The organism is Emergencia sp. 1XD21-10, assembly GCF_009936045.1.
Classification (GTDB): Bacteria; Bacillota; Clostridia; order Peptostreptococcales; family Anaerovoracaceae; genus Senimuribacter; species Senimuribacter intestinalis.
In genome coordinates this window covers 15,320-32,795 of sequence record NZ_QWEQ01000012.1, presented here as the reverse complement: position 1 = coordinate 32,795, position 17,476 = coordinate 15,320, and the positions used below count along the sequence as shown (strand labels likewise).

The following is a 17,476-nucleotide window of genomic DNA, read 5'->3' as shown; positions in this document are numbered from 1 at the left end:
TAGTTTGCTGAGAAGGAGAAAAACTAGGTATATATCTAAAAAAAATCGATAAAGTTTATTATATTTCTAATTTCGTTATAATTCCTATAAAATCCGACATATTTTGTTAAAATTCTATATTACTCACCGGTTTTTATTTTATATAATGAAAGGAAACAAAATTACAGGAGTACAGAAATGTTTTACTATATGATTTTCATCGGTCTTGCCTTCGGCTATATCAACGGTATGCATGACGGCGGCACTGTAGTTGCCACCACTATTTCATCTCGCCTTCTGCCGCCCAATAAGGCGGTCTTCATCGCAGGTATTGCCAACTTTCTGGGCGCTGTTGCTCTGGGAACAGCCGTCGCCTATACCATTTCAGAAAACATCATCGATATTAGGCCTGTCCTTTCCGGTCCAAAGCCTCTCAGCTACGCTTTCGTGGCGGCAGCCTTTACCGGCAGTCTCATCTGGAACGTGCTGACCTGGATTCTGAAGCTGCCCTCAAGCGCTTCTCACTCCATGATTGGCGCTATGATTGGCAGCGGTATCTGTGCTTACGGTCTTCCTTACATACAGTGGAATTCCATTATGATTAAAGTCATCGGTGCCATGCTGCTTTCTCCCCTTTTGGGATTTGCCGCAGGCTATCTGTTCCTGAGACTACTCGCTCTGCTTCTCAAAAACGGCACCATTGTCTGGAACAAGCGCATTCAGGTGCTTCATAAAGCCAGCAGCTTCCTTCTGGCCTTCTGCTACGGCAGCAACGATGCCCAAAAGGTCATGGGACTGATTGCCATCGGGCTTGCCGCTTTCCATCACGCTGCTGTGACTATTCCTCTGTGGCTGATTCTCTCCGCCTCCTGCGCCCTTGCTATAGGCACCATGACCGGAGGCTACAATATGATAAAAACCGTAGGCATGGACATCTGTAAAATTGACATCCAGAATTCCTTTGCATCTCAGCTGTCCACCATCTTCGTAGTCATGCTTGCCAACGTAACCGGTCTTCCCATCAGCGCAACCCAGGTAGTCACTTCATCGGTGATGGGTGTAGGCGCCAGCAACACGCCAAAGTCTGTCAACTGGACCGTGACAAAGAAAATCCTGCTTGCCTGGCTCATTACCATACCTGTTTCCGCTCTCATCGGCGGACTCATATGCTTCCTGCTGCAGCTCATATAATATAGACGAACATCAAGAAAGGAGAACCCCATGCCAAAAAAAAGCTTTTTTAAGAAAAAGGAACAGCCAAACTTTTATTACATGCTGTCACGCCAGTGCGAAATCACATCCAGAAGTATTTCGCTGCTGCTAAAATACATAGACACACAGGATGAAGATTTGGCCGAGCAGATTGAACACTGTGAAAAAGACGCCGACAAAGTGCGCCGTAATCTCATCGACTACGTAGAAAATTCCTTCATCACGCCCCTTGACAGACACGATCTGTTCGCCCTGTCCCGTTCCATCGACGATATTACAGATAAAATCAAGGATTTAAAGGACTTTCTGATATTCTTCCAATATCAGCCGACAGACAAAAATCTGGAAATCATTCGTTTAATTGACGCATCTATCTACGATCTGACCTGCGCCATGAACGAATGGGCACACGACCGGATCGAGCATTTCTGGGACGATCTGGTTAAAGCAAAGAAAAATGAAAATCAGGTAAAGCGTTTATACTGGGAAGGAATCGCAGATTTGGAATTTCAGGAAATCTCCCTGAAAGACATCATCATGCAGCGGGAATTCGCCAAAGATTTAAACAAGCTTGCCAACAAAATCGGCAAAGCCGCTGATCGATTTAGTGATATAAAAATCAAATCGATAAAATAGAAAAACGCAGCATCTATCTGTTTTTTTCAAATTGTAAATGAATATCCCCTTTTCTTCTAACAAAACGTTTCGTATTCATAAATACGGGGAAAGGACCGAAATCACCTGCTTTACAGTGTTTCGGTCCTTTCCCCGCATTTGTATATTTCTGTCATCTATGCCCTTATGCTTCCGCAGCAAACAGCGCCCCCGGGTTCATGATTCCCTTCGGATCGAAGACATCTTTGATGCCCTTCATCAGTGCCAGTTCCGCTGCCGGCTTCTGTGCTTTCAGCTCTTCCACACGGATTTTTCCGATGCCGTGCTCGCCGGTCACCGTGCCGCCATAGCTGTAGCAGATATCATACATCTTGTGTTTCAGCTCGTCGGCATAGTCCGGAATAGATCCGTCCGGCAGATACAGAATATCGTTATGCACGTTGCCGTCGGCGATATGAGCGATGACATTGGTTCCCGTATGGTATTCAGCCACCAGCTCTTTCAGCCGCAGAATGAAATCGGATACGTGAGATACAGGCACCGCCATGTCGAAGGAATCGCAGATTTCGTCCTTAATCAGCTCATAGTGCTGGCTTCTGACAAGCAGCAGTTCCTCCTGCTCCTTGTCCTTGCCCGCAAAGAGGCACGGAAGCGCTTTGTTCGCCTTACAAATCTCATTAATCGCTTTTACAGCATCGTACAGCTGCTGCTCTGTCCGCTCCGACAGGATAATCAGAAGGTCAGCGCTGCCGTCCTTTGCCTGCCACGTAAGACCCAGCATCTTTGCGGTGTCCACAAAAAGACGCTTATCCATATATTCTACAGCCAGAGGCGTATAGCCGCTCTTTAAAATGTCCGTTACCGCATGGCAGGCATCCTGAATTTTCTCAAAAGGCGCTACGATGGTAGCAGTCGCCTTGTCCTTTGGAAAAATCTTTAAAATCACCTTCGTTACCATAGCCAGAGTGCCTTCGCTTCCCAAGAGCAGCTGGGTTAAGTTATAGCCGGCATTGTTTTTAATCAGTTTGCCGCCAAGCTCCAGGATTTCTCCATTTGGAAGCACCGCGGTAACACCCAGGATGTGCTTGCGCATAACGCCATGACGCACAGCTCTGGCTCCGCCGGCATTGGTCACAGCCATGCCGCCCATCTGGGCTCCCTCATCTCCCGGATGGACCGGAAAACTGAGACCGTCATGGTGTTCCAGCTCTTCCAGCAGATCCATCAAGGTAACGCCGGCTTCCAGCACGGCAACCATATTTTCCTCATCGATTTCCAAAATATGGTTCATCCTCTCTGTAGAGATGATGATGCTGTCGACTACCGGCGTGCACCCTCCGGCAAGGCCTGTAGCGCCGCCCCGCACTACCACAGGCACGGTCATAGTATCTGCAATCTTCATCACAGCTGCAGCCTCTTCTGTATTTGCCGGTTTGACCACCACTGAGTCTGCCGCTGCAGCCGGTCGGTAAGTGATTTCCACTTCGTCGTACAGGAAAGCCTTCGTCCGCTCTCTCCCGGTGATGACAAAATCCTCACCTACTGCCTGAACCAGACGTTCTGTCACTTCTTTTGTGATTGGATTATATTTCATACTGCATCACCTGTCCTTTCTGTCAGCTTCGGCTGCAAATGCCTCCGTCAGCTTCGGCACGATTTCATAGAGATCCCCCACAAAACCGTAATCGGAAATATTGAAAATCGGCGCGGACGGGTCGTTATTGACTGCGATAATCAGATCCGCGTCCTTCATGCCGGCAATATGCTGAGGCGCACCGGAGATACCGCAGGCAATATATACCTTTGGTTTTACTCTGTTTCCGCTGTAGCCAACCTGAATGCTGCTGGCCGCCATGCCTGCATCTACCAGGGCCCGGGATACGCCAAGCTTGCCGCCCAGCACATCCGCCAGTTCCCGCAGCAGCTGCAAATCCTCTTCCTTTCGGATGCCGCGGCCGCCTGCCACGACCACCTCTGCGTCAGTGATATCCACATCGCAGATAGAAATGATTTCTTCAATCTTCACGCCTTTATGCGCTTTCACATATGGCTTTACCTTTTCAATACGGACTTCCGCGACTCCGCAAAGTGCCGCCTCCTGAAATTCCTTATATCTGACCGTAGCCATCTGAGGTCTTCCCATCGTCTTGATGTGCGCCAGAATGTTGTCGCTGAATGCCGGTCTGATTTGTTCCAGGGCGCCGTCGTCAGCGATTTTCAGTTCTGTACAGTCTGCGGTAAGACCAGTTCTAAGAGCCGCTGCCATTCTCGGCGCCAGAGATCTTCCCAGATGGGTCGCTCCAATTAAAACCGTAGCCGGCCTGCGCTCCCTGATAAAGCTGACGATGTTCTCCGCAAAGAGTCTTTCCTCCGGCTGCGCAAAGCATTCATCCTCCATCACATAGACCTGATCTACCCCTCTGAGACACAGTTCAGCGGCATCGGTTTCGCAGCCTGTCAAAAGCAGGCAGGAGAGGCTTTCCCCTGCGGCCTCCGCCAGCTGGCGTCCTTTGTATAACAGTTCAAAGGCAACTCTGTGAATATGGTCCCCTTCCATTTCCGCGATAATCAGTATACCCTTGTATTCGTTTGCACATAGCATCTTATCCAACTCTGACACCCCTTTCCGTCAGTTCCTCCTTCAGCAAATCGATAAAATCCGGAAGATTTTCTCTGAATACCCGGCTTTCTCTCTCCGCTGCCTTCGGCACTTCAATGCCGGCAACCTTAGTTGGAGAACCTGCAAAGCCTGTGTCCTCTTTCGACAGAGACGGAAGGTCGGAAAGACCGATTTTACGTACATCTGCAGTGAGGGATTCCAGCTTCCTGTCCACCGTCGGCAGCTGCAGCCTTCCGATGTTTTTCGTCACGCCGATTAAAGCCGGCAGGGACATGGTACGAATCTGACGGCTGCCGCACAGATTTTCTATGGACACCCGCACAGTCCTCTCATCATCCAGTTCAATAGAGTCCACATAATAGGCATGGGGAATACCGAGAAGTTCTGCAGTCTCAGCTCCTACCTGGGCGGTATCGCCGTCTACAGATTTTTCACCGCACAGAATGAGATCATAATCTCCTGCAGCAATGGCTGCGGACAGTGCGCTGGAAGTAGCAATGGTATCTGAACCGCCAAAAGCCCTGTCAGTAAGAAGAATGCCTGCATCAGCGCCTCTTGCATAAGCGTCCTGCAGTGTCTTTTCTGCACGCGGAGGCCCCATCGTCATAGCCGTCACATGGGCGCCGTACTTTCGTTTCAGCTCCAGAGCCGCCTGCAGCGCACTCTCATCAAAGGGATTGATTTCCGCAGGTGCAGAGGATCTGTCCACTACACCCCGCTCGCTGTCAAACCTGACCTTCTCCATGTCAGGTACTTCCTTTATCAAAACGAGAATATTCATGTATCTCTCTCCTCATTTGGTCTTTTCACAGCATCCGGCCGGGGTCTTATCGCTTTTCTTCTGCGTGCCTCGCGGTCAGCGCTGCTTTTCATAGGTTTATTTTTCATATTTTTCAAAGTGGTCTTACCACTTGTATTGTACAATAATTCTGTATTCATTGCAACACTTTTTTCACAGTAAAACAACAAAATATGCGGGCACCTTTGCCAGCGAAAAAGTGAGATAAGCCCCAATCTTCTTGCCGCCCCATTTTCTTCAAAAATGAACTAAATGGTGCACTTTTTTTAAGAATATAAGCAATATCCGCACCATATACGTTAAAATAAGGTACTATGGTGCGGATTCTATTGTACAAGTTTTGAAATAAATAGCTTTATTGGAATAAACTAGATAATCCTGGCAGACTCGGCTTCCAGCTTATGTAAGAAATTTCCAGAGTCATAGGAGATTACGATAATTCTTCTGTATTTTCAGCGCCTACGCGCACCATTCCCCTTATTCTCAGGGCATTTGGTGCAGAATTCAGATTTGCAGCAGAGCAAAGCGCACCATTCCCTCATTTTTTTCTCAAAATGGTGCAGCTTCAGCCTTCATGGGATTCGTTTCGCTTCCTGCACCTTCCTGCATTTGCCGTATTTGTGTACTTTTCTTTCATTGCTTTTTCCTGCTGTTTCCGCTACAATAGAAGAAACGAGCATTACAGCTGTGAGCCTCGCTCCTGCAGCTTCACAAGGAGGAAACTTCCATGGCAGAATACATAAATGAAAAAACAAGCGAAAACAAAAAGCTTTCGGATCAGGTCATCCGCCACATTCAGCAGATGATTCTGGACGGGGAGCTTTCCGAAGGTGATAAACTTCCGCCGGAACGGGAAATGACAGAACGGTTCAGCATTGGACGCCCTGCCCTGCGGGAGGCGCTGAAGTCCCTGGAAATGCTGGGTCTGGTGGAGCGGCAGCACGGAAGAGGCAACTTCATCGTCAACAACATTCAAGCCAGCTACTTTGAGCCGCTGTCTCTTTCCTTCATACTGAGTCACGGCACCCAGCAGGAGCTTTACGAGATGCGCAGCTGCCTGGAACTTTTTGCCGTCCGCAAAGCAGCTGATACTGCTTCTCCTACGGACATCCTTGCACTTCGCAGCAATCTGAAACAGATGATGGCAGCAGAAGACGCTTCATCAAAGGCAGTCTTTGACCGCGGCTTTCATCTGGAAATCGTGCGTATCGCAGGCAACACCCTGCTCTACAATACTATGGAAAACCTGTCCTATCTCATGGATCGTTTCATCGAGCGCAGCGTCCGTCTGTCTTACTTTGAAGGAGACTCCATCGAGAACATCTACAAAGAGCACGAGGCTATTATCAGCGCCATCGAGCATCGCAGCGCCCAGACTGCCGAGGATGCTATGAAGAAGCATTTGGGCAAGATTAACGTGCCTATGATCAACGATGCAATCAACGCAAAATAGGCTTAGAAGGCGCACCCTGCAGAACATATCAGTATATCGACAAACAAAAACCATCCGCCGCTTTCTTTTGAAAGATACGAATGGTTTTTTATGACATTTTTTTATGATATTCCTGCATCACATAAAGTGATACAAAAGCATCTGCATTAGCTTTTCAGCTGTCAAATTCAATCCATTTTTTTATAGAAATCCTTCGAATTGTCTAATATATGCGCTTCCGCGTTAGGATAAACAACTACCTTTTTCGGCGTTCCATCGTCGATACGAGAAAGAATCTCGTCCCAGGTTTTTACATATACTGCCCCTGAGCGTTCATCGATGTACCACGCGTCTCTTGCGCCCTTTATGGTATGGCTTGCAAACACGATGGCCTGATCCATGTTCTTCTCCTTTGGGTAACATCCGGACCACATCATCCCGCCCGGCTCAGAGTGACCCCAGCTGTCGTAAAGAAAGTGCACACACTGGCCGAAAGGCGTATTTGCAGCGAGAATATAGGTGCCGCCATCCTTTAGGGAGGCTTTGGTTTCCGGCGTATAAGCGCAGTTTGCTTCGGCGGGTTTAAAATGGTTGTTGGCAATCACCACATCACAGTCCGGGACAAAAGCAGCCCGATAGTGCTTTGCCGCATAGTCATTGGCCTCCTTGAATTCCTCTTCAAAATCGCCCGCAAAAAGCTCACAGATCTCCGCCTTTCCATTGAGTACCACGTCAATTTTAAAATCCAGACCCATCATTCTTGCCGCTTCTTCGGCGTCCGAACGCATTTTTGTCTTCGGATTTCCCATGTTAAACTCATTAAGCGTAGTAAAACTGTGGTTTGCCGTAATGGTGCGCATAGATGCGACTCCCGGCAAAATACACTTCGCGCCGCCGCTGAATCCAAAAAAGCTGTGCGCCATGGTCGTTCCAATGGCTACTTTGTATTCCGCGGCCATCACATCCGCATTGATTTCTACCGGTACATTGTTGCTTGTATTTCCAATAAAGGCATGATTGAAGAACACATTGTGATTGTAAATTTCAAATTCGTCTACCAGTTCCTCACCCAGTTTCTTTACAAAATGTTCCCGGTACATGACGCCGTGGGTGCCCAGTGCCGCTACAAACCATATGTTTTCTTTGGGCACGCCTGCCTGCAGCAATTCCCTGATGACCGCCTTTGCAGGGGCTTCACAGGGCGTGGGTCTTGTCATATCATCTATGATAATCACCGCACTTTTCTTTCCTTTTGCACCTTCGCAAATCGGCGCCGTCCCGATGGAGGCATGAATTTTATCCGCAATTTCCTCCTCCGAAAGCTTTGGGGTCCGATACCCTGCAAATTCCGAAATATGCACTTCCCAGTTTTCCGGAAAGTCAATGACAATGGGCCTATCGCCATACATGTTATTGGCAGGTAAATGATACTGCATAATCCTTTCCTCCTATAATCTGATATTCATCGCCTTTGGAATGCCGACTCTGACGGCCGTAGGGATATCCGATGAGCTGCAGTAGGACGCATTGACTTCGGCATCTCCCTGCATGGAAAGATACATAAAAATGTCCGTTTGATCCCAGTCTGTCACTCTCTGCAGATGTCTGCGCATTTCCCTGCATGCCTCTGTCAGAGCCTCATAATAGTTATTGCCGCAGGCATTGACATACCATTTTTCATCGGTTTCAAGAAGCGGCCACTCTAAGTGGGTATTTTTAATGACATCTACTTTTACCGTTGTCGTGCCTGCCGATTCAACGGCTGCTCCGCAAAGTTCTCCGTCTCCCATGGCTGCGTGAAGATCTCCAATCTGCAGAAGCGCGCCTTCCGTAAAGACCGGCAGATAGATGGTACTGCCCGGTTTTACCTGCTTGCAGTCCATGTTGCCGCCATGTTTTCCCGTACAAAAGCATGGAATTTCTCCATCCGCAGGGGTTGTCCCGATGGTGCCGACCATAGGATTTAATGGAAAAGACACGCCTTTAAAATAGGCGTTGCCGCGGTCTGCCTTCACGAAGGCTGTCCGTTCCTCTATCTCATCGCAAAGGGGTCCAAAATCCGGACAGGTGACGATGACGCCCTGAGGCTCCAAGGCGATATCCAGAATTTTTACGGCAAGAACATCTCCCGGCATTGCGCCCTCTACATACAGCGGTCCCGCCGTAGGGTTTGACTCTTCCAGGGGAATTTCTGAACCCATCTGCTTCTCGCTGACAAGGACATTGCTGAAAGCGTCCATAGAGTGAAATGCTACGATTTCACCCGGCTTACATGTGCCCGCCGGTTTATGGTCCGGTGAAAAAGTCAGTGTCGACTGTTCTATCAATTTCATATATCCGTCTCCTTCTATCATGCTGCTAAAATACAATATTTGCCGCCAGTACAATCAGCGGAATTGCGATAACGGTTCTCTCCAGGAAAATAATGAACAGATTACCGACATTGAGTCCAACCTTGGACTGAATTGCCAGAATTCCAACTTCAGTCATAAATATAATCTGTACCAGAGAAAGGGTTCCGATAATCCATCTGGTTGCAATCGACTGAATGTTGATGCCTAAAACTGCCGGAATAAACATATCCGCAAAACCGGCCAGCGCTGCCGGCGCTGCCGCAAAGGCTTCTTCTACACCCAGTACGTCAAATAACAGTCCAAACGGATAAGAAATCCAGCCTAAAATCGGCGTGTACTCTACCAAAATCAAGGTAAGCGTACCCCATGCAAAGATAACAGGCAAAGTACCAATCAGAACACCAAAGAGCATTTCCGTGCCGGATTTAAAAATCGTGCGAATTTCAAAACGCTCCGCTTGCTGTGAAGCAATCTTTCTTGCCCAAAGGCGGGACTTTACACCCTCCGGTACCAGTTCCATGGACTGCGGCGTGACGCCCGACGCGTATTCATTAGGAATTCTGGTAAGGGGCGGAATTCTCGGCGTAATAATCGCCAGCACAACACCTACTAAGCAAACCACTAAATAGCACTGCAGGAAGTACTGTGTAATATCTAAGGTTTCCGCGACAACCAGACAAAACGGCACATTTACTGCGGAAAAAGCCGTAATGATGACTGCCGATTCTCTCTTCGTGTACTGTCCCTTATTGTAAAGGCTTCTGGTCAGAACCACTGCCATGTTAGCCGCGCCAAGCCAGGAAGTCACGATATTGATGGCAGATTTTCCCGGCAGTTTAAACAGCGGCCTCGTTACTTTCCGCAGAAATACGCCTACATATTCCATGAGTCCGAACTCCGTCAGAAACGGCATAAAATACGTGATGGCGAGAATAATGCCTACCAGTGGATTTGCGATTCCCAGAATCGTCTGACCGGTGGCATCGGAAATAACGGCTTCCGGTCCTACATGAAAATAGCACATCACGATAAACACTGCAGCCACAATGCTGCTGATATAGTACAGCGGCGTAGTCACAAACAGACTGCTCAGTACCCTGTTTTCTACGATACATTTAGGTTTTGCGATACTTGCAACAGGCTGTAAAATCGCACATACGACCAGTAACGCCATGGTAAACCATACAATTAAATTTCCCGTTGATGCTATGATAAAATCAGAAAGCATCGCTGTCAATACGGTAAAGGATCCATTGTTTGGAATTGGCGTTAAAAATAGTAAAACGCCCAATAATGAAAATATAACAAATTTTTGATAGCTTTTTTTATCAACGGTTAAATCCATATTATTCATGTTTCTTTCCTCCCTGTTGTTCCATCCATGTGTTCACGGTGCTTTTCCCGCCTACTGGAACAACGCAATCTTTTCAATACGGTCAAAGGCTTCTTTCAGGGTATCCACGTTTACGGTGCAGGCGATACGCACGTAGCCTTCTCCGCAGGCTCCAAAGGCGTTTCCCGGCAGCATCAGCACGTGGGCCTCCCTCAAAATCAGTTCCGCCGCCTGATCGCTGTTTAATCCTGTTTCCTTGATATTCATAAACAAGTAGAAGCTGCCCTTTGGTGGGTAAATCACAGAAAGCTTTGGAATCTGGTTGATTCTCTCCGCCGCATAAAACATTCTCTTTCTGTATTCCTCTATCATCGGCGGCTGGATTTCTGCTCCGTGACGCAGGGCGTGGAGCGCAGCCCTCTGTGATACTGACGGCGCTGTAAATACCACGTTTTCGTTAATCTGCTGAATCACTTTGATGATGTAATCCGGCGCGATGATGTTGCCCACTCTCCAGCCGGTCATGGTGAAATTCTTGGAGAAAGAATTGAGAATGATGGTTCTTTCTCTCATGCCCGGCATTGTCGCAAATGGCACAAACGGATTCTGATAGCTGAAGGCGGTATAGATGTCGTCTGAGATAACGACTAAATCGTATTTTACGGCAATTTCAGCGATCTTCTCCATGGTTTCCACAGTCAGGCAGTTTCCCGTCGGGTTGCTCGGCGAGTTGATGACCAGCGCTTTCGTCCGCTCTGTAATCAGGGATTCCAGACGCTCTATGTTAATCTGAAAATCCTCTTCTTCGTAGGTGGGAAGTTCCACAGGAATGCCTCTTGCCAGTTCCACCTGCTGCGGATACGGCGTAAAGAATGGGGCCTGCAGGATTACTTCATCGCCATCGTCTACGATAGCTTCCAGTGCCAGATACATGCCCAGGCATGCGGAGGCTGTTACAAAGACTTCTTCATCTGCAACATTCATATCGTACTCTTCTTTATAGTATTTGCAGATTTCCTCCCGAAGCTCCGGGTCACCTCTGAAATCCGTATATTTGGTATGACCAATCCTGGCATCTTCATAGGATTTGTCAATAATCAATCTGTCCGTAATCAGATCCGGATCTCCCAGACTGAGGTTAATACAGTCATCGAAAGATTTAGCCATTTCATCGGATTTTCCCATGGCCGTGCTCTGATCCTTCCAGTATCTTTTTGCAACAAATCTGTGCTTCATATTGCTATGCTACCTCCTGATACTTCAGTTTATGTGGTAAGACCTCTTGCATATATTAAAGCACAGGTCGACAAAAAATGCAACAAGAAAATCACCCTATTTACAAATTTCTGAAAACATTTCCTGCTGCCAGCGTGCAATCACACACACGCACTGCGCCACGCCTATCGCAAAATCCGTGCAAAGTAAAACATTGAGCCGAAGCTCAATGTTTTTACCCAGTTATTTACTTCAACCCAACATTTTATATTGGGCCTCTTTTTATTACTGTTATTTATTCTGCTGCCAGTTTTCTGATGGCGCTTTTGTAGATGTCTTTGGCCAGTCTCAGATCCTCGATGAACATATACTCGTTGGCCTGATGTTCCGTCAGCTCCCTGCCGGGAAGCATAGGTCCAAAGGCAACGATATTTTCCATAGCACGGGCATAAGTGCCGCCGCCGATTACTGTGGCGCGTCCCATATCTCCGGTATGCTCTCGATAGGCTTCCAGCAGTTTGGTTATCACCGGTCCGTCTTCTTCGAGAAAAACATATGGCTCATTATAGAGGAGTTCCATCTTTACGTCCCCATAGCCGCTGCTTGTCATATGCTTCCTGATCTGTTCCAGAATATCCTCGATGCGGAAGGTCACCGGATACCTGATATCCGCCGTAAGGCTGATAGTGTCTCCGTCTGTACGGATCATGCCGAAGTTATATGTAATCTCGCCGCTTTCTTTGTCTGCGGCATAACCGTTCAAGCTTTCTCCATGGTATTCCATTTTGATGCAGTCCCGGAAAAAGCTGCTCAGCTGACAGTCCTCCCGTGTCTGAAAACAGGTCATCAGCTTGGAAATAGCATTTTCCCCGTCCTGCGGCGTACTGCCGTGAGCTGACTTTCCTGTCTCCGTCATGGAAAGAATTTCCCCGCTCTCGCTGCGGAATCTGGCTCTGCAGATATCCGGGACCATGTTTACCGCGTTACCTCCTTCGATATCCTCAAAGCAGGTTCGTGTACGATCAAAGGTGAATCGAACATTCGCAATACCCATCTCAGCATAAATCGCCGGAAAATCCGCATCAGGCGTAAAGCCGAAATCAATCTTTTCCTCTGTCTGTTTATAGTATTCCATATCGATCCAGTCGCCTGCTTCCTCAGTCATACCGAATATAATACGAATCCGCTTATTAAACACGCATCCTTCTTCAAGCAGTTCCCTGATCGCATGAATCACCGCTGCAGCCGGTCCTTTGTCATCCGTAACGCCGCGGCCTATGAGTTTTCCGTCTTCAACAGTCAGCGCAAAGGGTTCATAGTTCCAGCCGTCGCCTGCGGGAACCACGTCCAGATGAACCAGGATTCCCATCAGTTCCTCGCCCTGACCGGTCTCAGCATATCCTATCATATTGTCACAGTTTTTTGTCCTGAATCCATAAGAACCGCAGATGTCCAGAGCGGTATCCAGAACTTTCCGTACCCCTTCGCCGAAAGGGCACTCTTTTTGCTCTGTCCTTGCTGAAACACTGTTTATCTCTACCAGTTTTCGCAAATCAGCTATTATTCTGTCCATTCCATGTTCCTTTATCTTTCAAACGGCTTATACTCTACATCAAAGCCAAAGTGCTTAGGTCCAAAGCAGGCAAGTCCTTCCGGTGTCGTCCAGATTTCCGGTGACGGCAGCGCAATGACAGTCATTCTCTGACCCAGATCAAAGTTCGGCGTAGTCAGCGGATCGCCATTTTCTCCAATCATGCAGATCAGATCCGGAGCCATTACATCGATTTCTCCGTTTCTGTATGCCATAATATTCTCGTTTTTCAGCCAGATCTTATAGGTCTCACCAGTAAATTCCGCTTCGCCCTTCAGATGAATTTCTCCAAAGTTGAAACCATCTCTGGTCTCCCAAGGGAATTCCGTTACAACGCCTTTGAAGAGCAGTTTTCCTTCTTTTGCGTCGGCAATAGCTTTTGCCACATCCAGACCCTTTTCTTTTGCTTCCCGCAAAGTAACGCCTATTTCCTGAGCGTATGTAATCATATCCGGAATCAGTGCTTCTTTGATGACTCTGCCTACATTGGCATGGTCTGCAACGCCGACCATATTGTCGCTGGCTACAGCAATGGCTCTTACGATATCCTCTGCTCTCAGGTCACCCTGTACATTCTGAAGCACGATTTTCTCGCCGAACTTGGTGGCAACACCCATAGGATAAATTGGCACATCTTTTACGTAATAGGTAGAATGCTGCAATTCAGGTACGGATCTTCCTGCCGGGTCCGCATCCAGAAGAGGTACGCCCATTTCCAGAGCTGCATGAAGAGCTTCCGCTGTATTGCTGCCCCCTAATTCTGTTGATCCTACTGCATAAATTTTCTTGCCCAGAAAACCTTCCAGAGCCTGCACTGCCAGCACAGAAGACGCTTCCTCCGCAAGACTCAGATCTGCAAATTTCGGATTTTTTCCGCCGGCAGACGGCGCGCCGCAGCCATACGGCGTAACAACATATTCATCGTCAGGCAGTTCGTCCAGTTTGATCAGTTTCAAAGTTTCGCCTTTATCAAAGTGTTTTTTCATCAGGGACAGCCCCTCTTCCAGCGGTCCTCCGCCGCCGGTACCCAGTACCGCACACCCGTATAGTACATCGATCATGTCCTGTTTGTTTAACTCTCTCATTTTATTTTCCTCCGTTATAATTTTATACTGCTGTATGATCAGATCCATCTCTTGAAGTAGACGGGATCAGTCTTTCTAAGACCAGATAGGCAGCCGCGCCAACCAGAATGCCGGTAAACTCAATACCGATAAAGTATGCGATAACTGCGCTGAGCGCCCATGCGATGACACCTGCCAGATTAACGCCGTCTTTCGGCCGGAAGTTTTCCTTCTTTCCTCTTCCTACAATCCAGTAGTCGGCAATAATGACGCCGCCGACCGGACACACTACATAAGACAGCAGACTCAGTACGCCCTCGATATGTCCCAGAATGCCAAGATCGCACAGAATAATGCCGATAATACCGGAAATCAGCGTTGCCTCTCTTCTCCTGTTGTCATTGAGCTTCAGAGCCATAACGATATTGAGCCCTGCGCTGTAGGCATTGGTGGAATTAGTGGTCCACGTCGAGATAACCAGCGCCGTAATGCCGAGAAGAGGAAGCCCTACATCGATCAGCACCATGCTGACATCGTATTCCCCGGACATTTTGGTCAGCAGAATCCCCATGACCAGCGTTACAACACCCATTGGAAATACGCCGTAGAATACAGATTTTACAGTATCCTTCCTGCTCTTCTGAAATCTGGTGTAATCAGCAGCAGTGATTGTGCCTACTGCTGTAAAGTTGAAGGACAGTGCCACGCCTCCCATGAAGCTCATGGTCTGGGCAGTCGCTGTATGCAGTCCGCCGGTGCCGTAGGTCCTGAAAGCCAGGAAAGTTCCGTAGAGCATAATGATCATCAGGAGAGGAATGGATATCTTGTCCAGCTTTTCCAAAGCGCTGACACCGAATACAGCGGTCAGCAGCATGATGATGCCCCAGACCGTATTAGATACGATCACAGGAATTTCGATTCCCGTCATGGCATACATGGCATTGCTGAACGCCTCTCCGCAGACACCGTTCTGTATGCCGAACCATCCTATCATGTTCACCGCGAAAATAGTGCTGACGATAAATCTGGCTCCGGATCTTCCGAAGCCGGCTTCGCAGGCCGTGCAGGATGCCGCGCCCAAATCGCAGCCCATCATACCGGTGATTACCATTCCGATAACAACGACCAGATACCCGAGAGATCCTGAAATAATCGCAGGCCATATAGGCATTGCTTCCGCAAGCAAAGCGCCAAGCAGGAAAGCCGGTACGCAGACACAGATACCTGCCTGTACGAACGCCAGGGAAACCCAGTCCTTTCGTTCATCTTCGCCAATAGGCTTTAATGCCATGGCTTCTACTTGTTTCTGTTCTTTTTTCATCATTCTTCGTGCTTTTACACTTCCTTTCTGAATTTTTAAACATCATATCACAAAATTCTGCCCTTTTCTTTAGGCAGTTGATGAAACACCTCTCATTTCATTTGTGCATCTGCACATTTTTATTGTGATGCCATGAAAATTCTGTTATAATAAAAATCATCATGTTAGCCAATTGAGGAGGAATCGTTATGAGCATTACCCTGAAGGACTGTCTGGCTCTGCCGTCCATGAGTTTCGGCACCGTGATTGCCGGTGCATCCGGCTTAGACAGGATCGTATCATCTGTTTCTGTACTGGAATTTTTTGAACACGAAAGTTATGATCTGGATGTGTTCACTCCCAATGAACTGGTCCTGTCAGCATTTTATAATTTCAAAAACGACGTCAAAATGCAGTGTGAAGCTATCAAGGATCTGTCCAATACCGGTTCAATTGCTCTGGTCCTGTTCTATATCGGAAAAATCTTACCCTATGTAGACAAAAAGCTGATCCAGACAGCGGATAAGCAGGGCTTTCCCCTGATCGTACTGAAAAACGACAGTTACCGGATTAAATACAGCGATATTATAACCGATGTTATGGGAGTAATCGTTCGCGATCAGGTCCTCTCAAAAGATTTTATCAGTTCAACGGAAAAAAGACTTGCCCAGATGCCTACAGAACTGAGAACCATGGAAAACCTGCTGCGTATCATGTCCAATCACTATAAATGCAATCTGCTTCTCAGCAGCAGCTCTCAGGTCTACTTCCAGGCATCCTACCGTCCATCCTATCCCCTGAACGACCCCGATTATTTCTGTAATCTCTTTCGCGACTCATCCTCAGGATATGCTTCAAAAGATGTGGAACAGGATGGCGCAGAATTTCATATTTACAAAATGGACTTTTCAAATGGCAAAGATACCAGAATGACTCTGTATGCCTCCTGCCACAACACCGTACTGAACGAAAAAATCATCAGCGATATGTGCGCCTGCACCGGTTTTTTCTCCTCTGTCTGGGGATATTCTATAGACCTTCAGTCGCCGCACGCTCTGCTGTCTTTAATCTTTAAAACCGAGGAAGCTGCGGCAAAAAAATACCTTCGGAATTCCAATATCAGCTTCGAGCGCATTTCCAATCTGATTATCATTTCCTCGGGAAATGGATCCATGGAACCGCTGCAGGGCGAGATCTGTCGTCTTTTTAAAGAATATCACAAATTCTATCTTGCAGATCAGATTGACAATCATCTGGTGATTCTGTCCTCTTTCATGCTCTCCGATAGCCTGGACTACGCTCTATACGACGACCTTCACTGTTTTGTAGAAAAATATGATGAGAAAGCCACCTTTTTTATGGACAGGGGAAACAAGGATATGGCTTCACTGAAGCAAACCTACCGGGATTATCTGAAAACCGAGCCGGCTCTGCAGAAAATCTTCCTGAACCGGAGAAACTGGGATAATCACGACATCATGCTTTCTCAGGAGGTTATGTCCCTCTCTGAAACCAGCAACAAACGGACAGAATATCTTTTCAGTATCATAGATTCCCTGAGTCATGATCGCGACGACCTTCTGAAAACTCTGGCCATCTATATGATCGACTGCGATTCAAAACTGAATGCCGCTGCGCAGATGCTGTACCTTCACAGAAACGCTGTAACCTACCGTCTGAATAAAGCACGGCAGCTTACCAACACCAGTTTTAACCTGATGCCTGCAGCCTATGACTTCTATACCGCACTGGCCATCTGGAGATATCATAACGTGGAAACTACGTAAAAAATGCAAAGGAAAAAGTCGGCTGCGCCAATTCTATTCAGATGCAGACTTTCCTGATATTCCGGAAATATCAAAAATCGATATTTCCTACATAGTAAAACGAGCCCCTCATGGCTGAGACAGCTCGTTTTACAATCTTCTGTATCGTATGTTATATAGTGCGTTATATACTGCG

The 17,476-nt window shown here is 47.6% G+C and carries 14 protein-coding genes; 4 read left to right on the top strand and 10 right to left on the bottom strand.

Translation table 11 applies throughout. The features are described 5' to 3' along the window. Positions 1–177 precede the first annotated feature (177 nt). Complete coding sequence (locus tag D1151_RS08835; protein ID WP_161908652.1) at positions 178–1,170, top strand: inorganic phosphate transporter; 993 nt, start codon at positions 178–180, stop codon at positions 1,168–1,170. Between the two features lie 30 nt (positions 1,171–1,200). Next, a complete protein-coding gene (locus tag D1151_RS08830; RefSeq protein ID WP_161908651.1) occupies positions 1,201–1,827 on the top strand; it encodes a DUF47 domain-containing protein in 627 nt (208 codons plus the stop codon). 163 nt (positions 1,828–1,990) lie between these two features. On the opposite strand, the gene D1151_RS08825 is transcribed toward D1151_RS08830, so the two are convergent. Genes D1151_RS08825 through D1151_RS08815 form a run of 3 tightly spaced genes read right to left on the bottom strand, consistent with a single transcriptional unit; the run spans position 1,991 to position 5,207 of the window. Beyond that, positions 1,991–3,400: an FAD-binding oxidoreductase gene (locus tag D1151_RS08825; protein ID WP_161908650.1), complete on the bottom strand. Its 1,410-nt coding sequence runs from the start codon at positions 3,398–3,400 to the stop codon at positions 1,991–1,993. 6 nt (positions 3,401–3,406) lie between these two features. Further along, on the bottom strand, positions 3,407–4,408 hold the full coding sequence (locus tag D1151_RS08820) for an electron transfer flavoprotein subunit alpha/FixB family protein (RefSeq protein ID WP_161908734.1): 1,002 nt from the start codon (positions 4,406–4,408) through the stop codon (positions 3,407–3,409). A 1-nt stretch (position 4,409) separates the two neighbouring features. Further along, complete coding sequence (locus D1151_RS08815; RefSeq protein ID WP_161908649.1) at positions 4,410–5,207, bottom strand: electron transfer flavoprotein subunit beta/FixA family protein; 798 nt, start codon at positions 5,205–5,207, stop codon at positions 4,410–4,412. 745 nt (positions 5,208–5,952) lie between these two features. Between D1151_RS08815 and D1151_RS08810 the strand changes: the two genes are divergently transcribed. Beyond that, positions 5,953–6,678, top strand: a complete 726-nt coding sequence (locus D1151_RS08810) for a FadR/GntR family transcriptional regulator (protein ID WP_161908648.1) — start codon at positions 5,953–5,955, stop codon at positions 6,676–6,678. 167 nt (positions 6,679–6,845) lie between these two features. Here D1151_RS08810 and D1151_RS08805 read toward each other — a convergent pair whose 3' ends face one another. The 7 genes from D1151_RS08805 to D1151_RS08775 all read right to left on the bottom strand — a co-directional run bounded on the left by D1151_RS08805 (position 6,846) and on the right by D1151_RS08775 (position 15,538). Next, positions 6,846–8,093, bottom strand: coding sequence for a lactate racemase domain-containing protein (locus D1151_RS08805; protein ID WP_161908647.1), 1,248 nt, complete (start codon positions 8,091–8,093; stop codon positions 6,846–6,848). Between the two features lie 12 nt (positions 8,094–8,105). After that, entirely contained in the window at positions 8,106–8,990 is an 885-nt protein-coding gene (locus D1151_RS08800) for an acetamidase/formamidase family protein (protein WP_161908646.1), read from the bottom strand. Between the two features lie 25 nt (positions 8,991–9,015). Continuing rightward, positions 9,016–10,365, bottom strand: coding sequence for a YjiH family protein (locus D1151_RS08795; protein WP_161908645.1), 1,350 nt, complete (start codon positions 10,363–10,365; stop codon positions 9,016–9,018). Positions 10,366–10,416: 51 nt separating this feature from the next. Next, positions 10,417–11,580 carry a pyridoxal phosphate-dependent aminotransferase gene (locus D1151_RS08790; protein ID WP_160202935.1) on the bottom strand — a complete coding sequence of 388 codons (1,164 nt, stop codon included), beginning with the start codon at positions 11,578–11,580 and terminating at the stop codon, positions 10,417–10,419. Positions 11,581–11,854: 274 nt separating this feature from the next. Further along, complete coding sequence (locus D1151_RS08785) at positions 11,855–13,132, bottom strand: Sapep family Mn(2+)-dependent dipeptidase (protein ID WP_161908644.1); 1,278 nt, start codon at positions 13,130–13,132, stop codon at positions 11,855–11,857. An 11-nt stretch (positions 13,133–13,143) separates the two neighbouring features. Beyond that, entirely contained in the window at positions 13,144–14,235 is a 1,092-nt protein-coding gene (locus tag D1151_RS08780; protein WP_161908643.1) for a DUF917 domain-containing protein, read from the bottom strand. Between the two features lie 22 nt (positions 14,236–14,257). Next, positions 14,258–15,538 carry a cytosine permease gene (locus D1151_RS08775; RefSeq protein WP_160202932.1) on the bottom strand — a complete coding sequence of 427 codons (1,281 nt, stop codon included), beginning with the start codon at positions 15,536–15,538 and terminating at the stop codon, positions 14,258–14,260. A gap of 185 nt (positions 15,539–15,723) precedes the next feature. Here D1151_RS08775 and D1151_RS08770 point away from each other — a divergent pair, with 185 nt between their 5' ends. Continuing rightward, positions 15,724–17,301 carry a PucR family transcriptional regulator gene (locus tag D1151_RS08770; protein WP_161908642.1) on the top strand — a complete coding sequence of 526 codons (1,578 nt, stop codon included), beginning with the start codon at positions 15,724–15,726 and terminating at the stop codon, positions 17,299–17,301. The last annotated feature ends 175 nt before the right edge of the window (positions 17,302–17,476 follow it).

Excerpts from the sequence above, each read along its gene's own strand:
- D1151_RS08815 (WP_161908649.1), bottom strand. The coding sequence starts at position 5,207 with ATGAATATTCTCGTTTTGATAAAGGAAGTACCTGACATGGAGAAGGTC.
- D1151_RS08795 (WP_161908645.1), bottom strand. The coding sequence starts at position 10,365 with ATGAATAATATGGATTTAACCGTTGATAAAAAAAGCTATCAAAAATTT.
- D1151_RS08780 (WP_161908643.1), bottom strand. The coding sequence starts at position 14,235 with ATGAGAGAGTTAAACAAACAGGACATGATCGATGTACTATACGGGTGT.
- D1151_RS08770 (WP_161908642.1), top strand. The coding sequence starts at position 15,724 with ATGAGCATTACCCTGAAGGACTGTCTGGCTCTGCCGTCCATGAGTTTC.
- D1151_RS08805 (WP_161908647.1), bottom strand. The coding sequence starts at position 8,093 with ATGCAGTATCATTTACCTGCCAATAACATGTATGGCGATAGGCCCATT.
- D1151_RS08825 (WP_161908650.1), bottom strand. The coding sequence starts at position 3,400 with ATGAAATATAATCCAATCACAAAAGAAGTGACAGAACGTCTGGTTCAG.
- D1151_RS08785 (WP_161908644.1), bottom strand. The coding sequence starts at position 13,132 with ATGGACAGAATAATAGCTGATTTGCGAAAACTGGTAGAGATAAACAGT.
- D1151_RS08820 (WP_161908734.1), bottom strand. The coding sequence starts at position 4,408 with ATGCTATGTGCAAACGAATACAAGGGTATACTGATTATCGCGGAAATG.
- D1151_RS08835 (WP_161908652.1), top strand. The coding sequence starts at position 178 with ATGTTTTACTATATGATTTTCATCGGTCTTGCCTTCGGCTATATCAAC.
- D1151_RS08790 (WP_160202935.1), bottom strand. The coding sequence starts at position 11,580 with ATGAAGCACAGATTTGTTGCAAAAAGATACTGGAAGGATCAGAGCACG.
- D1151_RS08800 (WP_161908646.1), bottom strand. The coding sequence starts at position 8,990 with ATGAAATTGATAGAACAGTCGACACTGACTTTTTCACCGGACCATAAA.
- D1151_RS08830 (WP_161908651.1), top strand. The coding sequence starts at position 1,201 with ATGCCAAAAAAAAGCTTTTTTAAGAAAAAGGAACAGCCAAACTTTTAT.
- D1151_RS08810 (WP_161908648.1), top strand. The coding sequence starts at position 5,953 with ATGGCAGAATACATAAATGAAAAAACAAGCGAAAACAAAAAGCTTTCG.
- D1151_RS08775 (WP_160202932.1), bottom strand. The coding sequence starts at position 15,538 with ATGATGAAAAAAGAACAGAAACAAGTAGAAGCCATGGCATTAAAGCCT.